General features: G+C 41.3%; 20 protein-coding genes and 2 tRNA genes. 12 read left to right on the top strand and 10 right to left on the bottom strand.

Annotated features, from left to right (window positions below; translation table 11 throughout):
* The first annotated feature begins 59 nt into the window (after nucleotides 1–59).
* On the top strand, nucleotides 60–890 hold the full coding sequence (gene thiM, locus FH976_RS02485) for a hydroxyethylthiazole kinase (RefSeq protein ID WP_194089339.1): 831 nt from the start codon (nucleotides 60–62) through the stop codon (nucleotides 888–890).
* A gap of 155 nt (nucleotides 891–1,045) precedes the next feature.
* Here thiM and FH976_RS02490 read toward each other — a convergent pair whose 3' ends face one another.
* Both FH976_RS02490 and FH976_RS02495 read right to left on the bottom strand, forming a co-directional pair.
* On the bottom strand, nucleotides 1,046–1,927 hold the full coding sequence (locus tag FH976_RS02490) for a DMT family transporter (RefSeq protein ID WP_194089340.1): 882 nt from the start codon (nucleotides 1,925–1,927) through the stop codon (nucleotides 1,046–1,048).
* Nucleotides 1,928–2,138: 211 nt separating this feature from the next.
* The gene (locus FH976_RS02495; RefSeq protein ID WP_194089341.1) at nucleotides 2,139–3,443 is read right to left on the bottom strand and encodes a dicarboxylate/amino acid:cation symporter; all 1,305 of its coding nucleotides are present in this window, start codon (nucleotides 3,441–3,443) and stop codon (nucleotides 2,139–2,141) included.
* 509 nt (nucleotides 3,444–3,952) lie between these two features.
* Here FH976_RS02495 and FH976_RS02500 point away from each other — a divergent pair.
* From FH976_RS02500 to dctM, 3 genes are read left to right on the top strand one after another with little or no spacing between them, the layout of a single operon-like run.
* Nucleotides 3,953–4,933, top strand: a complete 981-nt coding sequence (locus FH976_RS02500; protein ID WP_194089405.1) for a TRAP transporter substrate-binding protein — start codon at nucleotides 3,953–3,955, stop codon at nucleotides 4,931–4,933.
* A gap of 33 nt (nucleotides 4,934–4,966) precedes the next feature.
* On the top strand, nucleotides 4,967–5,680 hold the full coding sequence (locus FH976_RS02505; protein ID WP_194089342.1) for a TRAP transporter small permease: 714 nt from the start codon (nucleotides 4,967–4,969) through the stop codon (nucleotides 5,678–5,680).
* Entirely contained in the window at nucleotides 5,677–6,960 is a 1,284-nt protein-coding gene (dctM, locus tag FH976_RS02510; RefSeq protein WP_194089343.1) for a C4-dicarboxylate TRAP transporter large permease protein DctM, read from the top strand. Before FH976_RS02505 ends, dctM begins: the two co-directional genes overlap by 4 nt.
* Nucleotides 6,961–7,074: 114 nt before the next feature.
* Here dctM and FH976_RS02515 read toward each other — a convergent pair.
* The 8 genes from FH976_RS02515 to FH976_RS02550 form a co-directional block, all read right to left on the bottom strand.
* Nucleotides 7,075–7,151: transfer RNA gene (locus tag FH976_RS02515), tRNA-Val, on the bottom strand.
* A 47-nt stretch (nucleotides 7,152–7,198) separates the two neighbouring features.
* A tRNA-Val gene (locus FH976_RS02520) sits at nucleotides 7,199–7,275 on the bottom strand.
* Nucleotides 7,276–7,583: 308 nt separating this feature from the next.
* The gene (locus FH976_RS02525; protein WP_194089406.1) at nucleotides 7,584–9,479 is read right to left on the bottom strand and encodes a bifunctional molybdopterin-guanine dinucleotide biosynthesis adaptor protein MobB/molybdopterin molybdotransferase MoeA; all 1,896 of its coding nucleotides are present in this window, start codon (nucleotides 9,477–9,479) and stop codon (nucleotides 7,584–7,586) included.
* 21 nt (nucleotides 9,480–9,500) lie between these two features.
* Nucleotides 9,501–10,109 carry a molybdenum cofactor guanylyltransferase MobA gene (gene mobA / locus FH976_RS02530; protein ID WP_194089344.1) on the bottom strand — a complete coding sequence of 203 codons (609 nt, stop codon included), beginning with the start codon at nucleotides 10,107–10,109 and terminating at the stop codon, nucleotides 9,501–9,503.
* 8 nt (nucleotides 10,110–10,117) lie between these two features.
* Nucleotides 10,118–10,825, bottom strand: a complete 708-nt coding sequence (locus FH976_RS02535) for an ABC transporter ATP-binding protein (RefSeq protein WP_194089345.1) — start codon at nucleotides 10,823–10,825, stop codon at nucleotides 10,118–10,120.
* Nucleotides 10,826–11,021: 196 nt separating this feature from the next.
* Nucleotides 11,022–11,720 carry an ABC transporter permease gene (locus tag FH976_RS02540; protein WP_194089346.1) on the bottom strand — a complete coding sequence of 233 codons (699 nt, stop codon included), beginning with the start codon at nucleotides 11,718–11,720 and terminating at the stop codon, nucleotides 11,022–11,024.
* 58 nt (nucleotides 11,721–11,778) lie between these two features.
* Complete coding sequence (locus tag FH976_RS02545; protein WP_194089347.1) at nucleotides 11,779–12,597, bottom strand: substrate-binding domain-containing protein; 819 nt, start codon at nucleotides 12,595–12,597, stop codon at nucleotides 11,779–11,781.
* A gap of 91 nt (nucleotides 12,598–12,688) precedes the next feature.
* Nucleotides 12,689–13,531 carry a formate dehydrogenase accessory sulfurtransferase FdhD gene (locus FH976_RS02550; RefSeq protein ID WP_194089348.1) on the bottom strand — a complete coding sequence of 281 codons (843 nt, stop codon included), beginning with the start codon at nucleotides 13,529–13,531 and terminating at the stop codon, nucleotides 12,689–12,691.
* 208 nt (nucleotides 13,532–13,739) lie between these two features.
* Between FH976_RS02550 and FH976_RS02555 the strand changes: the two genes are divergently transcribed.
* From FH976_RS02555 to fdh3B, 8 genes are all read left to right on the top strand, one after another.
* Nucleotides 13,740–14,273, top strand: a complete 534-nt coding sequence (locus tag FH976_RS02555; protein ID WP_407701622.1) for a DUF3305 domain-containing protein — start codon at nucleotides 13,740–13,742, stop codon at nucleotides 14,271–14,273.
* Nucleotides 14,245–14,991, top strand: coding sequence for a DUF3306 domain-containing protein (locus FH976_RS02560; protein WP_194089349.1), 747 nt, complete (start codon nucleotides 14,245–14,247; stop codon nucleotides 14,989–14,991). Before FH976_RS02555 ends, FH976_RS02560 begins: the two co-directional genes overlap by 29 nt.
* Nucleotides 14,992–15,193: 202 nt before the next feature.
* Nucleotides 15,194–16,888 (top strand): 4Fe-4S dicluster domain-containing protein, encoded by a 1,695-nt coding sequence (locus FH976_RS02565; RefSeq protein ID WP_194089350.1) that lies wholly within the window; start codon nucleotides 15,194–15,196, stop codon nucleotides 16,886–16,888.
* Entirely contained in the window at nucleotides 16,888–17,562 is a 675-nt protein-coding gene (locus FH976_RS02570) for a TorD/DmsD family molecular chaperone (protein ID WP_407701623.1), read from the top strand. Before FH976_RS02565 ends, FH976_RS02570 begins: the two co-directional genes overlap by 1 nt.
* Nucleotides 17,563–17,597: 35 nt before the next feature.
* Complete coding sequence (locus tag FH976_RS15840; protein ID WP_228767318.1) at nucleotides 17,598–17,756, top strand: hypothetical protein; 159 nt, start codon at nucleotides 17,598–17,600, stop codon at nucleotides 17,754–17,756.
* An 18-nt stretch (nucleotides 17,757–17,774) separates the two neighbouring features.
* Nucleotides 17,775–17,978: a transcriptional initiation protein Tat gene (locus FH976_RS02575; protein ID WP_407701624.1), complete on the top strand. Its 204-nt coding sequence runs from the start codon at nucleotides 17,775–17,777 to the stop codon at nucleotides 17,976–17,978.
* An 11-nt stretch (nucleotides 17,979–17,989) separates the two neighbouring features.
* Entirely contained in the window at nucleotides 17,990–20,860 is a 2,871-nt protein-coding gene (locus FH976_RS02580; protein ID WP_194089352.1) for a formate dehydrogenase subunit alpha, read from the top strand.
* Nucleotides 20,861–20,871: 11 nt separating this feature from the next.
* Nucleotides 20,872–21,528 (top strand): formate dehydrogenase FDH3 subunit beta, encoded by a 657-nt coding sequence (fdh3B, locus tag FH976_RS02585; protein ID WP_228767319.1) that lies wholly within the window; start codon nucleotides 20,872–20,874, stop codon nucleotides 21,526–21,528.
* The last annotated feature ends 81 nt before the right edge of the window (nucleotides 21,529–21,609 follow it).

Here is a 21,609-nt window from a genome sequence, read left to right on the forward strand (position 1 = left end):
GTATTAATTTCTGACCAGTTAATTAGTGATATTGGCATTATAAATATTGAGAGTGGTATATGAAATCGTTTAATCCTAAAGAATATATTTCTACGCAATTAATGGTGTTGCGTGAGAATAAGCCGCTGGTGGTAAGCATTACTAACTATGTGGTGATGAATAATACGGCTAATGCATTGCTTGCGATTGGGGCTTCACCGGTCATGGCGCATAGTCGCGATGAAATGGCAGAGTTGATGAGCTTTACAGGATCTTTAGTGATTAATATTGGCACGTTAGACTCTGTGTGGATTGAGCGAATGCGTTATGCGATTGAACAGGCGAATTATCACCAAAAACCTGTGGTGATTGATCCGGTCGGATGTGGGGCAAGTACACTGAGAACGAAGACAGCGCGTGAATTTTGTCAATTGGCCGATAAGTTAATTGTGCGCGCTAATGCTTCTGAAGTAATGGCGCTTGCTGGTATGGAAAGCCTAGGAAAGGGCGTTGATTCGCACGATCCAAGTGAGGTCGCATTACTTGCTGCGCATCATATTATCAACACATTCGGGGTCAAACAGGTTGTGATTTCAGGTGAGACTGATTATGTGGTGAATGCGCAACACACTTATCAATTAGATAATGGGCACGAATTAATGCCGTTAGTAACCGGAATGGGATGTACTCATACTGCATTGACTGGCGCGTTTGCTGCGATTGATTTTGATAGTGCAGGGTTATGTTCAACGGCAATATTAGGTGTGGCTGGAGAGCTTGCCGCGCAGCAAAGCCAAGGGCCGGGCAGTTTACAAATGCATTTACTTGATAAGCTGCATCAACTTGATGAATTAGCGCTCATCAATAATTTACAATGTAAGCAGTATCAAACACAGAATCATGTGGCATAGATAAAATCAGATCCCACAGAATGGTAAGTAAGGAGATAGCAGCATGAATGCGTACTTGCCATCGTCCTTTTACTAGGTATATTCCGATTGAAAGTAGCTATATTGAAAGTAGCTGTATTGAAGATGCTATGTTGAAGATACTGAGTTGAAGGTGCTTATTGATTCAACCGCTTGCGTTCTAACAGCTTTGCCCCGCCTCGATACACAAATAATGACCATAATATCAATCCACAACCAATCACTTTTCCTACTGGCATATCATCACCATAGAACAAAACGCTAAGCGCACTTGCCCATACTGGCTCTAAAATCATAATGATGGCAGCATTACCAGAAGAGGTCAGTTTTTGGCCGATCGTTTGCATTACATAACGTAAGCTGGTGGCAATAATGGTGCTACACGCTAGCCAAAACCACGTTATATTTCCTATTTGTTCAGGCCATGTCTCAAAAGAAACAGAAGTCACGCCTGCAACGACACCAACAACCGATAACTGAATGCAAGCGAGTGTGAGGCTAGGGATACTTTGCGCGTATTTAGCATTGAAATTGAAATGAAACGCTAAAAATATCGCTGAAATTAAAAACCAAATTTGACTAGGCGAATGATGATAACCATTGGATAAAGATAAGAAAGCCAAACCTGCCACAGCAAAAGGTAATGAGATCCAAAACATGCGAATCGGTTTCTGTTTAAACAGTACCCAACCAACTAATGGTGCAAACAACATTGCTAAACTCGAGATAAAGGCTCCTTCGGCTAGAGTATCGGTGACCGAAATAGCTTTCACCCAAGTTAATAACGCACATGACATGATGATGCCAACAGAAGCGGCATTGCGTATTTGAGTGCGAGAGAGTGTGAATAATTGTTTATAGCAAAAAGGCAGCAAGAAGATGGATGCGGCTAAAAAACGAATGCTAATAAATGCAAAAGGGGGAAGTCCTGCAATGGCTTGTTTTGAGAATATCCAGCCGAGTCCTGCAAATACAGTGGTAAGTACCAGAATTATGGTGGCTTTAGTTTCCTGATTCATCGTGATCACTGTAAAAGACAAGGTAGCTCGCAGAATATCATGTCACTAAATATATTTCAGTAGCTTGATTGACTCTAGCCACTTGATTTACGTCAGTTGCTTAACTTGTTTTTATCATTCAGTTTGTTTTTATCATTCATTTTACTGTTGTCATTGAGCTAAAAAAAGGCCTTAGCAATACATGCTCAGGCCTTTGTTTACTCAACTGAATTTAAGCATTTCGTTTCAATGCTAATTCAATGTCACCTGCTTTAGGATCGTTGAAAGCATCAATATCGAGCTCATTTTCAGATTTCGCGACAATACAAGTCACCACACTGTCACCGGTAATATTAACCGCAGTACGGATCATATCCAGTAAACGGTCGACACCCATAATAAGGGCAATACCTTCGAGTGGTAGGCCGACTTGGTTTAATACCATGGCTAGCATGATGAGACCGACACCAGGAACACCAGCAGTACCGACAGAAGCTAGTGTTGCGGTTAGGATCACGGTCATGTAATCACCAAGACTTAAATCAACATTAAATGCTTGTGCGATAAACGCCGTCGCCACACCTTGCATGATCGCCGTACCATCCATATTGATGGTAGCGCCAAGAGGAATAGTGAACGAAGCGATTTTATTACTCACGCCTAAACGATGTGTTGCGGTTTCCATCGTAACAGGCAAGGTTGCATTGGAAGAAGCGGTAGAGAACGCGAACATAATAGCGTCTTTCATTTTCTTCCAGAATACGATTGGGTTTAAGCCTGATAATACTTTTAGCAATATGCTGTAAGTGATAAAAGCATGAATTAATAGCGCGGCAACCAATACTAAGAAGTACGCGGCTAAATTTGCGATCGCATCTAATCCAAGACCAGTAAATAGTTTGGCCATTAGGAAGAAAATACCATAAGGCGCGACTTCCATTAAAAGCGTCACTAATTTCATGATGACTTCGTTAATGTCGCCGAAGAAATCAGCAACACGTTGACCTGGCTTACCTGCAAGGCTGATCGCTACGCCAAATAACACCGCAAAAACGATAACTTGAAGGGTATTGCCTTGAGACATTGCTGCCATCGGGTTGCTCGGGAACATGCCCACAATCACTTGGCTTAAAGAAGGTGCTTCAGTAGAGCTAAATGAAGCAGCAGACGTTAAATCTGCACCAGAACCTGGGTGTAAGAAAATCCCCATGACTAATGCCAAGGTGATCGCTAATGCCGTGGTGCCAATATAGAAAGCTAAGGTTTTACCACCTAAACGCCCCAAAGTAGATAAATCTTTTAAAGAACTGGTCCCGCAAACAAGGGATACAAAGACAAGGGGGATAACTAACATTTTTAAGCTGGCGATAAATATTTTACCACCGACATCAAATAAGCCTTCGACTAAATATTCGTTAATAAAAGTATTATTACTAAAAAAAGATTGGATTAAAAAACCACATAAAATACCAGCAACCATGCCAATAATAATACGGCTCGTGAGTGAGCGTTTATTTTTCTTGTTGTCGTTCGTCATGAACTGATCTCCATTAAATTACTTTGTACAACTATCAAAGTGGCGAGCAGATTATCAGAACAATGTAAAAAGACGCTTTTTCGACAGGAAATTAGTGTATTCATTGTGATCTTCATCACATTAATGGGGCGATTTGTAACTATTTATTAATTGTGCTAGCAGTCAATTATCATAGTTAAACTATAAAACTGTCATTTTATGTTGGTTATTAACCATTATGCAGTAGCTATTGTTGCAGGTTCAAACCTAACTAGTATTTAATAATGTTGGCATTACTGCTTATTTCATAGCCAATGTTGCAAGGAGTGAATAGCGATCTTAATGATAAACATAATTTTTACTGCTCTAGAGCACATTTATCCAAAAGTCGAATATCGCTTAATTGATTTAGAGCTAAGCTTCTTTTGTTGCATTCATGAATGCGTTTACTGCAGAGAGAATAATTAAAGGATTAAATCATGTTTAAAATGACGGATAAAACAAAGTTAAAAGTAAAGACAAAATTTAATATGAGCGTGCTGGCATGTGCCGCAGTCATGGCATTTTCTAGTATTGCTCATGCTGCTGATCCAATTGTGATTAAGTTTTCTCATGTGGTAGCCGACAGTACGCCAAAAGGACAAGGCGCGTTACTATTTAAAAAACTGGTGGAAGAAAAGCTAAAAGGGAAAGTAGAAGTTCAAGTGTATTCAAATTCATCACTTTATGGTGATGGAAAAGAGATGGAAGCCTTGTTATTAGGTGATGTTCAAATGATTGCACCATCATTAGCCAAATTTGGTCAATATACGAAAAAACTACAAGTGTTTGATCTACCATTTTTATTCAATGATATTCATGCCGTCGATCGCTTTCAGCATAGCGACACAGGTAAGCAACTACTTAAATCCATGGAAAACAATAACATTACAGGTTTAGGTTATTGGCACAACGGTATGAAACAACTTTCTGCCAATAAAGCCTTACATGTACCACGTGATGCTCGTGGTTTGAAATTCCGCGTTCAATCTTCCGATGTGTTAGATGAGCAATTTAAAGCGCTACGAGCTAACCCACGTAAAATGAGTTTTGCCGAAGTGTATCAAGGGTTACAAACCGGTGTTGTTAATGGTGCGGAAAACCCATGGTCTAACATTTATTCTCAAAAGTTTAATGAAGTACAAAAGTATATTACAGAGTCTAATCATGGCGTCTTAGATTACATGGTGATCACTAATACTAAATTTTGGAATGGCTTACCAGATGATGTTCGATCTCAGTTAACGGATATTTTAGCGCAAGTAACGGATACTGTTAATACAGAGGCCGGTGATTTGAATCAAAAAGCTAAGCAATCGGTTATTGATTCGGGCACGTCAGAAATTATTGAGCTTAAACCAGAAGAGAGAGCGGAATGGGTAAAAGCAATGAAACCTGTTTGGTCTAAATTTGAAGATCAAATTGGATCTGATGTTATTAAAGCGGCACTTGCTGCTAATGATGCGAAATAAGTTTCTATTTTCAATATTAAAAAGGCCCGTTAAATGAGCGCTGTATATCATTTATGGTCAAAGTTAGAGGAAGGCTTAGTTGCCTTCCTCTTAGGCGCTATGACCCTTGTCACTTTTGTTTATGTGGTTCTAAACAACCTCTATACACCTTTCTATGATTTGTCTGATTGGTTTGCTGATCAACAATATTTGGCTGCCAGTGATTTCTTTCTTAATGTCGGTGATTTTTTTATTGGCCTTGCTCAAGACATGACATGGAGTACCGCATTAACGAAAGCGTTGTTTGCTTGGTTGTTATTTATTGGTATGTCCTACGGTGTCAGAGTCGGAGGTCATATTGGCGTCGATATGGTGGTTAAATTGTGCTCTAAACCGATTCAGAAATTCATTGCTATTATTGCGTGCTTTGCCTGCTTGCTATATGCCTGCATGATGACCTATGCGAGCTATGATTGGGTTGAAACGATGTTTAATGCCAATTTATATGCAGAAGATCTTGAGAAGTTAGGCGTTAAACTCTGGTATATCGGAATCATCATGCCTTTTGGTTTTGCCTTAGTCGGTTTACGGTTCCTTGAAGTCTTAGTTCGGATTTTACGTGGCTTACAAACCGATCTTGGTAATGCGGATGAAGCCAAAGATGCGATGAGGCATGCTATGCAAGAAGCGCTGCAAGGGGAGATGGCGACGACTGATAGCCCTAACCTTGGGCACGTTCATAAATCATCTGAGGGGAAACAAAAATGACCATTTTATTTCTCTTCTTTATGCTGTTTTTATTGATGTTTATTGGTGTGCCGATCGCCATTTCATTAGGGCTTTCTGGTGCTTTAAGTATTTTATTCTTTAGCCAAGACTCAATTCGCTCCTTAGTCATTAAACTGTTTGAAACTTCTGAGCACTATACTTTACTCGCTATTCCATTCTTCTTACTTTCTGGTGCGTTTATGACCAGTGGTGGTGTTGCTAAACGATTGATTGATTTTGCAAACTCCAGCGTTGGGCATATTCGTGGTGGTCTTGCTATTGCCGCTGTAATGGCGTGTATGTTGTTTGCAGCATTATCAGGATCATCGCCTGCAACGGTGGCCGCTGTTGGTTCAATTGCGATTGCCGGAATGGTTCGTTCGGGCTATCCCAAAGAATTCGGTGCAGGGATTGTTTGTAATGCAGGTACATTAGGTATTCTTATTCCTCCCTCTATTGTGATGGTCGTGTATGCAGCCGCCACCGAAACTTCGGTTGGTAAGTTGTTTATGGCTGGGGTGATCCCTGGGGCATTGCTAGGGGTGGCGTTAATGGTAGCCATTTACATTATCGCGCGTAAGAAAAACTTGCCAGCGATGCCAAGAGCGACCCTTAAAGAATGGTGTGCCAGTGGGCGCAAAGCTATTTGGGGATTGCTTTTAATGGTGATCATCTTGGGGGGAATTTACAGTGGTATGTTTACCCCAACTGAAGCTGCAGCGGTGGCAGCAGTTTATGCGGGGTTTGTGGCACTGTTTGTTTATAAAGACATACGAGTTCGGGATTGCCCCAAAGTGCTGCTTGATGCGGGCAAGCTCAGTATCATGCTGATGTTTATTATTGCCAATGCGATGCTGTTTGCCTTTGTTTTAACCACAGAGCAAATACCACAAGCCATAGCGGCATGGATGATAGGGCTGGGGTTAACCCCTTGGGTCTTCTTGCTGATTATGAATATAGTACTGTTGTTGGCAGGCAATTTTATGGAGCCGTCAGCGATTATATTAATTTTAGCCCCGATTCTTTTTCCTATTGGTGTTGAGCTTGGTATTGATCCAATTCATTTGGGCATCATCATGGTGGTAAATATGGAGATAGGGATGATAACGCCACCGGTGGGATTAAATCTATTTGTCACTTCTGCGGTGACGGGAATGTCGTTAGGTGAAACGATTAGAGCAGCGCTACCGTGGTTAATGCTGTTGTTAGGTTTCTTAATGATAATTACCTATATTCCAGCGGTGTCATTGTGGTTACCGAATGCTTTAGGTATGCCGTAATAATTTAAACAACTGAAAAGGTATAAACAAAAAAATCCTGCTAAATAACTAGCAGGATTTTTTGTTTTAAGCTTCATTTTAAGACTAACTAACACGTTAATATTAAAAGAAAAGTGGTGCCCGCTACTGGACTCGAACCAGTGACACCTTGCATGTCATGCAAGTACTCTAACCAACTGAGCTAAGCGGGCAAATTGTATTATTGTTGATTTTCAATAAAGAAAAAATACTTTCAAAATGGTGCCCGCTACTGGACTCGAACCAGTGACACCTTGCATGTCATGCAAGTACTCTAACCAACTGAGCTAAGCGGGCATTTTGTAAAGTATTTTCATGTTCTTAAAAGTGACCTTTCCAGAACGAAGCTGATATTAACCATGCTAAATAAACGATGCAAGCAGAAATTATCATGAATGAGAGAGTTTGACGCGTTTATCATCTAACTGATGATTTTTCATTCATTTATTTATCTTTAATGCGTTTATTTGGGCTAGAAAGATAAAGCTTTTCCAGAGCTTCATCTTTTCATTAGAAGTGAGAGACAAAAGAGAGCTGAAGTCACGGTAACTAAAGCTCAATAAGGCTATTGTTTTTTATCACAGTATATAGATGAATTTCTGAGGTTATAGGCGACCTTCAAGAGGGATAATCTTCACCATCTCGCCTGTTTTCACCATTTCGACATGTGGTGGAACTTCAATAATACAGTTAGCTTCGCTCATCGAACGTAGAATACCAGAGCCTTGCTTACCTGTTGTGCGAACTTGTAACTGACCGAATTTATTTAATGTGTAGATACCACGAATAAATTCGGTTCGCCCAAGTCGAGAGTGGACGGCTTCAGTTGCTTCTGCTGGGATCTTGGTTTGCTGCCAATGGCTTTCACCTTGCATAAAGCGAAGCGCTGGTTCGACAAACATTAAAAATGAAATCATTACCGCAACAGGATTTCCCGGTAAACCAAAGAAAGGTGTTTCATTTATATGGCCAAATGCCAGTGGGCGACCTGGACGCATATTGATTCGCCAAAAATTAATTTCTCCAATACGATCTAATACCGTTTTGATAAAGTCGGCATCTCCAACCGAAACACCACCAGATGAGATAATCGCATCGGCTTTGGTGCTGGCTTCTAATAAAGTGGATTCCAAAGCGGCTTCACAATCTTCAATAATGCCAAGATCGATCACTTGGCAGCCTAAACGTTGTAATTGCGCCATGATCGTGTAGCGGTTTGAATCGTAAATACAGTTGTTTTTGAGCTCACTACCGGGTGCTTGAACTTCATCGCCGGTTGAGAATACAGCGACTCTCAACTGAGAAAAAAGCGGATACTGACTCAAACCTAATGACGCTAGCATACCAAGCTCAGGGGATTCGATTCGTGTACCCTTACTAAACACGATGCTGTCTTTTGCTAGATCTTCACCTGCTTTTCTGACATTTTGACCTGCTTTAAAGTCATCCAGTGAAAGCGTAAAACTGACTCGTCCATCGTCATCATGCATTTGGCTTTGCTCTCGCATGATCACCGTATCTGCGCCTTTTGGCATTGGTGCACCGGTCATTATTTTTGTAACTTGACCAACTTGGATCTCATCATCAAAACTGCTCCCAGCCATGATTTTCGCCACCACGTCAAAACGGTCAATTGTCGTTGTGGTTTTTTGTGGAGCGATAATATCTTGGCTACGAACTGCGTAACCATCCATGGCAGAATTTTGATAAGCAGGAACATTAATGGGTGAATGTATATCGTCACCTAAAATACGTAAGCGAGCATCTAATAGTGATGCAGACTCTATTGTCTTGGGTGTTTTTAAGGTATCTAGAATTTGTTCTAACCCTTGATCGACCGACAAAAAGGCAGGCGATAATTTATCACAACTTGCTGCTTCAATATTGCTAGCAGCATTGTCAGAAGTACCAGCTTGAACTGGAATTGTCGCTTGACCAGGAACAATAGCTTGATTCGAAAGAATAGCTTGGCTCGAAATCAGCGGGAGGCCTTGAGTGAAATTGACGATCATTGAGCCAATGGCATCAAGATCATTAATATTGACATGTGGCAATTGAGTGTTGAGTTTTTCGCTGTCTGAAGCAATGGCGATGATATTGTCATCATGTGGGTGTAACCACGGTTTTCCGACTTCTTCACGGTGTAATTCAATTTTTGGAAAAGATAAATTTTTACAACCTTCGACTAAAATGAAATCGAGTTTACTGGTATCAAAATGTGATAGTAAATCAAAAAAATGTGCTTCTTTTTCTGGCGTTTCCGTCATTAACACATGGCGATTACGTGATGAAATTAGCATCTGGCCTGCACCAGCTTTACGTAAACGGTGACTATCTTTGCCTGGTTTATCAACATCAAAATCATGGTGAGCGTGCTTAAATACGCCAATACGCAAACCTTTTTCCGTGAGCTTTGGCAGCAAAGCTTCAAGGAGTGTCGTTTTGCCTGTTCCGCTGTAGGCGGCGAAACCAAGAATAGGGATAGGAAATGAGTTCATAATTAACCTTTGGCCTTTGTCGTTTTAAACAGAATGCTTTTTGAAGAGAATCTGCTTTGAAAAATCAGCAAGTTGTTCGGGCGTATTGAGATTGATAAAGGTCTCTTTTAACTGAGAAAAATCGACCGTGTAAGTTTTACACTCACCGTAGAACAAGATTATCTTTCTATCACCGCGAGCAAGAAAATCGTGGAGCTTATCGGCTACGCGGCGATGAAATAAAGTAAATACCGGTTGATAAAAATCGCCATCATGCGCGACTAAAATATCGGCATCCGGTTGCCATGCTTGGCAAAAAATCGCGGCTAAATTCGGTGGAATGTTGGGGCTATCACAGGGTACAAAGCCGACCCAATCATGTTTGCCTGAATGAATTAATCCAGCATGAATACCACCTAATGGGCCAGGATATTGCTCAAAAGTATCTGCAATAACAGGGGCGTAACCTTGGTAGCTTTCATGGCTACGGTTAGCATTAATGGTGATGGAGTCGGTTTGAGGTTGAAGCGCTGCAATCACGTATTCAACCAATGGTTTTTCATTTAAGGTGACCAAGCCTTTATCAACACCGCCCATTCGAGAGCCTTGCCCCCCGGCTAAAATGACCCAATCGATTTTCTCTGGTGTTAGCATATTCATCTCTATACAAATTCGGTTTGAATGAAGGGTTGTTGTGGCTGTGATGCTTGAATTACCTGTAATACTGGAGACTCTACTAAAGTATGATTTTTTATCCACCATTGTTTTGTACACAATTGGGTTAACTCATTTTGTTGATGGCTTGTGATCACGACACTTGCACCATTTTCCAGCAATTCTTTCGCTAGTATGTGTAAGCGCGAAATGGATTCTATATCTAGGCTAGAGCTCGGTTCATCCATAAGCAAAATATTGGGTTTCGTCACCCAAGCTCTCGCCATCGCAATACGTTGTTTTTCACCACCAGATAATACGGAAACATGTTCTTTGGCTAATGTTTCTAGCCCAACTTTACGTAGCGCAGAAATAACTTGCGCTCGTTTTTCTTTATGAGAATAAGAGGAGAAGCGAATGGCATATAACACATTGTTGAACACGGTATTATCGAATAGGTAAGGAGATTGGTGCAAATAGACGATCCTATGTTTATTTGGAGATAACCAACGTGATAAACGTGATTGTTGGCAATTCAATTGGCCTGATGTTGGCTGTAATAAGCCGGATAATATTTTTAATAACGTTGTTTTCCCTACACCATTATCGCCACGTAAGTAAACGGCTTCGTTTGGCATTAGTTGTAATTTAGGGATATGAAAAAGCATCTTATCCTTAAACTTCATGGTTAAATTATGAGCTTGTAGTGGGGGCATAATCACCGTTTCCATCAATGAATATTGTTTAAAATATCATGTCTGTTCTTGAGCTAAGTCTGTTTGGAGCTAAAAGCCTATTAGTATCTAAAAGCTTATTGGTATCTAACAACGTATTGGTATTTAAAACGTCTATTGGTATCAAAAATCTATTTGGATCTCAGTGTATTCGGAGTTGAGTTCATTTAAAGCTAACTTAAGTGCGTAAATGACCTTGACCCTTTGCTGATGTTAAAAAGAAATTTAACATCAAGGCTAGTAATAATAGAACCATTCCTAATGCAACACCTTGAGCAAACGCGCCTTTTTGGCTTTCAAGTGCAATCGCAGTAGGAATGTTTCTGGTTGAGTTAAGAATATTACCACCTACCATCATTGAACAGCCCACTTCGGTAACAATGCGAGAAAAGCCCGCAATAACAGCGGCAAAAAGTGGAAAACGAGTTTCCCACAATAGTGTTAGCAAGATGCGAAAACGGTTCACGCCAAGTGTATAAGAGGTTTCAATTGAGCGGCGGTCACTATTTTGAAATGCGCCATACATCATGGAAACCAAGATAGGAAAGCAGATCAACATTTGCCCTAAAATCATGGCTTTTTGGGTAAAGAGCATTTGCCAATCCCCCAAAGGTCCTGCACGAGACAGCATCATATACAGCAGTAAACCAATGACAACGGTGGGAACGGCTTGAAGCGTATGAATAAGAGAAAGCAACATCCAGCGCCCAGAAAATTCAGTGTAAGCCAGAACAAAGGCGCACATTAAAGCTGGGATGATAACCATGAAAATGGCAGAAAAAGACACCATAAAAGAGACACTTACGATCTTCCATAAATTAGGATCGAAGTTCAATAGTAGGTGAACTGCATCTATCGTGGTTTGCCAGATTTGCATTATTTTATCTCATTATTTAAATCAATAACGTATATCAATAGTGGTCAAATTCGACCCTTTATTTACCGTCGTAACTTGCGGTAAATAATTGCTTACCCTGAAGCTTGTAACTATTAATTAGCTCTTGACCATGTTTGGATATTAGCCATTGGCTAAAGTCACGAGCACCTTTGGTATTTAAGTCACTGTAGCGATCTGGATTGATTAAAATTACTTGATATGGATTGAATAATACCTTGTCACCTTCAACCACAATTTCTAAGTCAAGTTTTGCTTGGTAAGCAATCCAAGTACCACGATCGGATAAGGTGTAAGCTTGCAATTCAGAAGCCATGTTTAGCGTTGGGCCCATACCTTGACCGACAGATTTAAATTCAGAAAAAGAGGCTGGATCGATGTTTAGCTGTTTCCAAATCCCTTTTTCTTTTTTATCTGTGCCAGAGTCATCGCCACGAGAAATGAATTTTGCATTTTTTGCCGCAATGGTTTTTAAGGCATCTTGCGCTGATGTTTTACCTTTGATTTTGGCGGGGTCGGATTTAGGGCCAACAATCACAAAGTCGTTATACATTAAATGATGTGGTTCGATGCCAAATCCTTTATTAAGGAATTCTGCTTCTGCACCAGGTGCATGCGTCATCACTAAATCTACATCACCATTTTCACCCATTTTTAATGCTTTGCCGGTCCCCACTGCAATAACATCAACAGTATAATCAGTTTCAGATTTAAACTTGGGTAATAAGTAGTTCAATAGGCCAGAGTTTTCAGTGCTGGTTGTGGTCGCTAAACGAATAGTTTTTGCATCTTGTGCTTGAGCTGTCGAAGTAAAAGCCGCAAGACAAAGTAAGGCCGTGGCCCAAAAGCGCATTTTCATAAAAATTCCATCTTAGTGGTGTCAATAATACCGACTCAATAAAATGTGCCGGTTATGAATGAATCGATGCCGATAAACATCCATTCAAATTTTATTTTGTCTCAGGCTTATTTTGACCTTTTACGTCAAAGTCCATCTTTTCTGCGCCCGAAAATACTTGAAATCGTAAACCTTTTGCGCGGGCTATGGTGGTAATACCAAATTGTTTAGCAAGATCTAATCCCATTTGTGTGACCCCAGAACGAGACAATAAAGTCGGAATGCCCATTTGAGCAATTTTAATCACCATTTCAGAAGTTAACCGGCCTGTGGTGTAAAATAATTTGTCTTCACCTGATTCTTGCTTTAACCACATTTCACCTGCCAATGTATCAACCGCATTATGGCGACCAACATCTTCGACAAAGGATAAGATTTCATCTCCACGGCAAATCGCGCAGCCATGTACAGCACCTGCTTTTTTATAGGTATCGTTGAAGTGAGTTAATGCTTCTAGAGTGGCGTAAATATCGGATTGTTTTAATTGAATTTGAGGGACTTGATAATGTTCAAGTTCAGCCATGACATTACCGTACATCGTGCCTTGCCCACAACCTGATGTGACGGTTTTTTTGGATAGGGCTTTATCTAAATGATCGATGTTTTCGCTGGTGACGACTGCTGCGCTTTGTGTTTCCCAATCGATGATGACAGATTCAACCGCTTTAGGATCGTGTAAGAAACCTTGGTTTTTCAGGTAGCCCAATACCAGCGATTCAGGCCGAGAACCGAGTGTCATTAAGGTGACAATTTCTTTCCAATTTAATAGCACGGTTAATGGTCGTTCACAGGCAACTTCCTTAATTAGTTTTTCACCATACTCATCAAAGACTTCCACTTCTTCTGTTTGGACTGGGGCGATGCCAGTTTTAATAATACTTGGAAAGTTGGGCACATAAACTCCTAAGAGAAAAGGAAAAACAAAGTGGGTAAGATAAAAATTAAGCCTACAATCAATAATAAGCTAGTTAGTTCAGCATATTACTAACACTAAATAGTAGATTTCCATACTATAAGTGAGTTTTTTGACTTAGATCAATTTAACCTTAGTAAGCGTAGAACAATATCGCTATATAGAAATACTTCCGCATCAAAACAATAGGATGGAGTTTATGATGGACAAGTCACCAGACTGCTGGCCTTTATTGTGTGAGCTAGAGAAACAGATCAAACAAGTAGGACGCTGGGAGACAGAATCGTGGCAATGGAATGGTGTTAATTTGGCGCCAGAGCCTTTAACACCAAAGATGTCGACCCCAGAAGCTTTAGCATCAAAAATTTCAACACCAACCGCTTTAATATCAGAAGCGATTCAGGCCGAACCTTCATCTTATTTTCAGTTACTTGAATTGCATAAAGATGAACGAAGCGATTATCGTTTTAACCTTAGCTCAAGAAATCCAAAGCTTTTCTTAGCGTTAGAATTTTTAGATACCAACTCGGCGCCTAAAATCTCACATCTTACGGCATCTCAAGCCACCATTGCTTGTTATATGGATACCGATTATTTGGTGCTTTCTATTGATATGCCTTTGCCTATTCAAGCTTGGATGGAAGCCTTTATTGGTCGCCATGGTGAATTAATCGAAGTTAAAAAGAAAAAGCGTTATGGCGCAGGTCGTTCAAATGGAAAGTAACCGTTTTCAGCGTTGGCTCACCAAAAAGAATCAGCAACACCAGGGCAAAGCAGAGACTATAGAATCTGAACTCGAATTAGCATTGATCACAGAAGCTAATTCAGAAGCTAGTATCGATGAAGAATGTGTCGATGATACGAATGAGCCGGGTGATATTGAAACTATTTTCACAGAAGCACTCCCTGTTGACCAAGAATTGAATGAAGAAGTACTCGTCCAATCATCTAATGTAGATTCATCAATCGCTACGCTAGCGCATGTTTTTGAAAAAGGCTTTGCCAAAGGCGATAAAAAAAAGCAGTTGCGTGATTTATTCCTTGGTGGTGATTTCTCTGATATTGATCCCTTAGACAGCTACAACATGGACTACAGCGCGGTTAAATCGTTGTCTCAAGATGTCGCATCGACATTAAGGCGCTGGCATCAACGTATTGATGATGTTTTGGAAATGGATGATTTTTCGAATGAACCTTTGAATGATCAAGCAACAAATGAATTATTAGAGAGTGATGAAGCAAAGGGCGATCTATGTGTTGAACAGGATGCCGAAAAGTGGATGGAAAGTGCAGGAAAAATGGAAGATCAAGCTAATGTGCCGTCTTTAACTGATGAAAAATATGAGCAAGAAAAAAATAGTCACGATGACGTTACCGTTACTGATGAGAGCGTAATAGATAACTCTAACAATAAACCCACCAAATTACCGATTAGCGACTAAACTCATAAAATAACAGCAGCCCGTGAACCCTTATGTGGGTTGCAAATAAGAATAATAATCATCTCTATATAAATGGCACTTTCATTCTCACTGTATTGATATTTTTATAGAAAAAAAATTAATATCCATGGGAAGATTAAGGTCATAATAGAGGTCGCTTTGAACTCATGTTTTATGTCAGTTTATTTATAAGAAGAAAGCAATGTTAACGTCATTTTTAAAATCAGTAGACAGTATCAATGGTCAAGCACGCTATGCTGCGATTTCCACGACAGTTGAGTTGAATAATCTTATTCCTCCTACGGTGAGCTATGAGTCGCGTGGCAATTTACTCATCATTGGTGATCTTTCGGTTGTGGATTCAGTTTTTTCTAATTTTTCAGCAATGAACAGTGTCACTGTATTGTCGTTGTCGGTGGATCAACCGAAAGATATGAGTATTCCGTCATCACATATCTACTTTGCTGAGAAAGTCGAGATCCATGGCTATCTTGGTAATTTTAATGTTGTCGCGATTAAACATGGTACGAGCACCAATCTTGCCAGTGTTTCAACCGGTGAAAAAGCCTTTGATGTCATTTTAGATTTAACCGAAACCGGCAACATGGCGGAACAGCTCCCAGTTCCAGGATACTATCCAGCGGGGAGAGGTTATCCGACGTTAGAAGAATCCTTAGACGTAATACCCGATTTAATCGGTACGTTTGATAAACCTAAATTTTTCAGGCTTGATACCGATATTTGTGCACACAGTTCTCGCGGTGTAAAAGGATGCCAATTATGTGTAGATGCTTGTCCTGCGGGGGCATTAAGTAGCCAAGGGACACCGCAGACGGGTCATAAAATTGAGATTAACCCTTATCTATGCCAAGGCGTGGGAACGTGTGCCACATCCTGCCCAACGGAAGCTATCAGCTATGCTTTGCCGAACCCGGTTGAAACACAGACTTTTATTGAGCGCGTACTCGCTAAATACTTTGCCCAAGGTGGCGAAACTCCAATCATCTTGTTTTGCAGCTCTCGCCATGAAAAATACACGGTAATGATGTTGGGTATGCTGCCCGATAACATTATTCCTATTACGCTTGATGAGCTGCCAAGTGTGGGGATTGATACTTGGTTTACGGCATTAACACATGGTGCTTGTCAGGTAATGTTTGCTGCCAGTAATCATATGCCTGAAACCATTATTAGGGTATTAAACCAAGAAGTTGGTATCGCACAAGCTTTGTTAGCCCAGCTTGGTTTAGAACAAGAACGCATCCATGTGTTGTATATCGAAGATCTTCGCCAGCAACTTCCCACTCTTATTTCAACGCCTTTGAATATCAAGGTATCCACGCATCAGTCCGGTAAAAAACGCGACCGATTATTTGCTGCCTTGGATGTATTAGTACAGCATCACGAGTTTGATAATGAGCTTGTTCATGACGGCCTTTCCAGCATTCCGACAGGCGCACCTTTCGGTATCGTTAATTGTGATACCAAGGATTGTACTTTGTGCATGAGTTGCGTTTCAGTTTGTCCAACTCGCGCATTACATGCCAAAGGAGATAGCCCAGCGCTACTCTTTACCGAAGAAGATTGTGTGCAATGTGGTTTGTGTGAAGCGGCTTGCCCAGAGAAAGTGCTGACTCTTGAGCCTCGTTTTAATTGGGATGCTCAAGTTCGTAAAGCGGATGTGACCTTGCATCACGAACCTGCGGCGCATTGCTTAAGTTGTAATAAACCATTTGCACCACAATCGATGATTAAAATGTTGCAAGATAAGTTACGGGGTCACTCTCAGTTCGCAACGGAAGACAAATTACGCCGTATTGCCATGTGCGAGGATTGCCGAGTACGTGACATATTTACCGACTTGTCGATTAACCCTGAAAAACAACTGGATATCTAATGATGCAATCAGAGAATCTCAATCACTCAAATAATGATGATGGACAAGTTGAAACCGGTTCGACTTCACTGGAAATGCTAGAGCAAGAGGATAATACGACCGCTGAAATATACGGTTTGCTCGCGTGTTTATTACGCAACTCACCTAATCAAGACATTTTAAATTGGCTGAGTGAACTCGAGGTTGAAGAAAGTGACATTCATGCAATGTCTAACGCCTGGGTTGGTTTAAAGCAGGCCTCTCAAATTGCTAAAATCGAAGATGTTGAAGAGGAATATCAAGATTTATTCATTGGGATTGGTTGCGGAGAAGTTGTGCCATTTAGCTCATGGCACATTGCCGGAACATTAATGGAGAAACCGCTGGTTAGGATCAGGCAAGATTTGAAGCGTTTAGGATTTGAGAGGCAAGAAGATATTCGTGAGCCGGAAGATAATATTGCTGCCTTGTTAGAAGTGATGTGCATGTTACAAAGTGAAGTATTTGAGCACCAACAATCCTTTTTTAATGCCCATATTAAACCATGGTTTATTTCATTTTGTAATTCGATTGAACAAGCCAAGTCTGCTCAGTATTACCATTGTGTCTCGCGTGTTTTACGCCAGTTTTGTTTGATTGAACAAACGCGTTATACCAAAGATTCAAATAGATTAAATATTCTTACTAAGAATTAAAAAGTACTCATTTAAGTTTCTTTGCATTGATGTTTTTGTTTTGGAAGAAGAAGCAGAAATATAGATGTGAAGAGAAAGCAGCAACAAAGAAAAAGCAAAAAAAATCAATAAGAAAAAAGAGCAATAAGAAATCTAGCCGCCAAGGTGATGATTTCCCGAAAGGCCAAATTAATATGGCTGAGAAGGAGCAATAAATGAAAAAATCACAACCTATAACGAAAGAGAGCGTTAACGAAAGTCGACGTGGGTTGCTTAAAGGCATGACAACCGCGGTTGTTGTGGGAGGCGTTGTTGCGGCTGGTATTTCTAGCACAATGGCTGCCGAAGATCCTAAGCCACAGAATAATGAGCAACCAAAATTGAAAAAAGGCTATCACGAAACGCAACATATTCGTGATTATTTCGATTCTCTATAGGAGTAGCGATTATGAAACTAACTAAGCGCTCCGATAGCGTATTAAAAAGCGAAAATCAACTTGGTTTGAGCCGCCGTGCCTTCATGAAAAATACTAGTATCGCTGCTGGTGGTGCCGCGGTTGGGGCTTCAATGTTTGCCCCTGGCATTATGAAAAAAGCGCAAGCACAAGACGTTGATCGTTCAGCTCCGACGGAAATTAAACGTACTATTTGCTCACACTGCTCGGTTGGCTGTGGCGTTTATGCTGAAGTGCAAAACGGGGTATGGACAGGCCAAGAGCCTGCGTTTGATCATCCATTTAATGCGGGTGGACATTGCGCCAAAGGTGCAGCTCTGCGTGAGCATGGCCATGGTGAACGCCGATTAAAATACCCAATGAAGTTGGAAGGCGGTAAATGGAAGCGACTCTCATGGGATCAAGCGATCAATGAGATTGGCGATAAAGCACTGCAAATCCGTAAAGAATCTGGCCCCGACTCAGTTTATTTCCTCGGTTCGGCTAAACACAGTAATGAACAAGCCTACACTTTCCGTAAAATGGCATCCATGTGGGGAACCAATAACGTTGACCATCAGGCGCGTATTTGCCACTCCACAACCGTAGCTGGTGTTGCGAACACTTGGGGTTACGGTGCGATGACAAACTCCTTTAATGACATGCATAATTGTAAGTCAATTTTGTTCATTGGTTCTAACCCTGCAGAAGCGCATCCTGTTGCTATGCAGCATATTCTGATTGCGAAAGAGCGAGGGTGTAAAATTATCGTTGCGGATCCTCGTCGTAGTCGTACTGTTGCAAAAGCCGAGCAATATCTTCCACTACGTCCAGGCACCGACGTGGCTCTTATGTGGGGGTTATTGTGGCATGTGTTTAATAATGGCTGGGAAGACAAAGAATTTATTCATCAACGTGTATTTGGCATGGATGAAATTCGTGAAGAAGTCGCCCAATGGACCCCAGTTGAAGTTGAGCGCGTAACGGGTATTCCTGAAAAAGATGTTTACGATGCTGCGTATACACTCTCTCAGCATAAACCGGGTTGCGTTGTTTGGTGTATGGGTGGAACACAACACACGACAGGCAATAATAATACTCGTGCTTATTGTGTCTTTGAACTTGCGCTTGGCAACTTGGGTAAATCGGGTGGTGGTGCAAACATTTTCCGGGGACACGATAATGTACAAGGCGCGACGGACTTTGGCGTGTTATCTCATGATCTACCAGGATATTACGGTCTTGCTGAAGGTGCGTGGCAACATTGGTCTCGTGTATGGGGCATTGATTACGAGTGGCTAAAAGGGCGCTTTGATCAAACAAAATACAACGGAAAACTGCCTATGAATAACATGGGGATCCCTGTTTCTCGTTGGGTTGATGGTGTTTTGGAAGATAAAAGCAAAATAGAGCAAAACGATAATATTCGCGCCATGTTTTATTGGGGGCATGCGGTTAACTCCCAAACTCGTGGGAAAGAAATGCCACGAGCGATGCAGCAATTAGACATGATGGTTATTGTCGATCCATACCCAACCGTGGCGGCGGTTATGAGTGACCGTACCGATGGCGTGTATTTGTTGCCGGCAACAACACAGTTTGAAACGTATGGTTCAGTCACGGCTTCAAACCGTTCCGTTCAATGGCGTGAGCAAGTTATCGAACCTTTGTTTGAATCAAAACCTGATCATGAAATCATGTATTTGCTTTCAAAAAAATTAGGCTTTGCTGATGAGTTATTTAAAAATGTCGAAATTAAAAATAACCAACCCGTGATTGAAGACATTACTCGTGAATATAATAAAGGTATGTGGACGATTGGCTACACAGGTCAAAGTCCTGAGCGTCTGAAATTCCACCAACAAAACTGGCATTTATTCAGCCATGAAAACTTAGAAGCAGAATCTGGTGGTATTGAAGGGGAAACCTATGGCCTGCCTTGGCCATGTTGGGGTACCCCAGAAATGAAACACCCGGGGACGCATATTTTATACGATACCTCGAAACCTGTTGCACAAGGTGGCGGAAACTTCCGAACTCGTTTTGGTGTTGAGTTTGAAGGTGAAAGTCTTCTTGCTGATGGCAGTTATTCTAAAGACTGTGAGATTGAAGATGGTTTCCCAGAGTTTAGCGATAAGCTGCTAAAACAACTTGGTTGGTGGGATGACCTGACTGCGGATGAGAAAAAATTGGCAGAAGGTAAAAATTGGAAAACTGACCTATCTGGTGGCATTCAACGGGTTGCGATTAATCACGGTTGTATTCCATTTGGTAATGGGAAAGCGCGAGCGATTGTATGGCAGTTCCCCGACCGTGTGCCTTTGCATCGTGAACCCCTTTACACGCCACGTCGTGATTTAGTTGCGGATTATCCTACTTGGAATGACAGCGAAGCGATTTATCGTCTACCAACTTTGTATAAAACGATTCAAGATCAAGACTTCTCGAAAGAGTACCCAATTATCTTAACCTCTGGACGATTGGTGGAATATGAAGGTGGTGGTGAAGAGTCTCGTTCTAACCCTTGGCTGGCAGAGCTACAACAAGAAATGTTTGTTGAAATTAACCCACAAGAAGCCGATAAAAATGCCATCAAAGATGGAGATGATGTTTGGGTCGAAGGTGCGGAACAAGGTCGTATTCTTGTAAAAGCGATGGTCACTAACCGTGTTCAACCAGGGTTAGCCTTTATTCCTTTCCACTTTGGTGGCAAGTTCGAAGGTAAAGATCTACACGATAAATACCCTGAAGGAGCCGCGCCATTTGTACTTGGAGAATCAGCGAACACGGCCACCACGTATGGCTATGATCCTGTGACTCAAATGCAAGAAACGAAAGTAACGCTGTGTAAGATCAGCAAAGCATCTAATACAGCGAAAGCGTGAGGAGTGTGACTATGTCTAGCACAAATAAAAAATCGAAAATGAAATTTTTATGTGACTCCAAACGTTGTATCGAATGTAACGGTTGTGTCACTGCGTGTAAAAATGAAAATGATGATGCCCTTGAATGGGGTATTCAACGCCGTCGTGTGGTCACCATTAATGATGGGGAAGTCGGTGAGGCATCGATTTCTGTTGCGTGTATGCACTGTGACGATGCGCCTTGTATGGCAGTGTGTCCGGCAGATTGCTTCCACCGTACAGAAGACAATATTGTATTGCACAATAAAGACTTATGTATAGGTTGCGGTTATTGCTTGTTTGCCTGCCCATTTGGCGCGCCACAATTTATTCAACAGAGCGCGTTTGCTGAGCGTGGGAAAATGGATAAATGCACCTTCTGTGCTGGTGGGCCTGAAACGGAAGCGGGTTCTGAAGAAGAGCGTAAAAAATATGGTGCGAATCGTATTGCTGAAGGCAAGCTACCAATGTGTGCTTCACTATGTTCAACCAAAGCACTTATGGCCGGACCTGCGGAACAAATCGCTGAGATTATGGCGAAGCGTGCTCATGATCGTGGTGACGTTGATGATCGTAGCAATGTGACAGGTGTGACGTACAATTCGTCATTAGCCCATGATGCGACGCAATCTCAATCATCTCATCTGTAAAAAAAAGGAGAAGCACAATGTTAGTGAAATCATTCAAAACGCTGGTTATCTCTACTTTTACAGTAATGATGCTTTGCTTGA

It is taken from the genome of Vibrio hibernica (assembly GCF_015223435.1).
Classification (GTDB): domain Bacteria; phylum Pseudomonadota; class Gammaproteobacteria; order Enterobacterales; family Vibrionaceae; genus Vibrio; species Vibrio hibernica.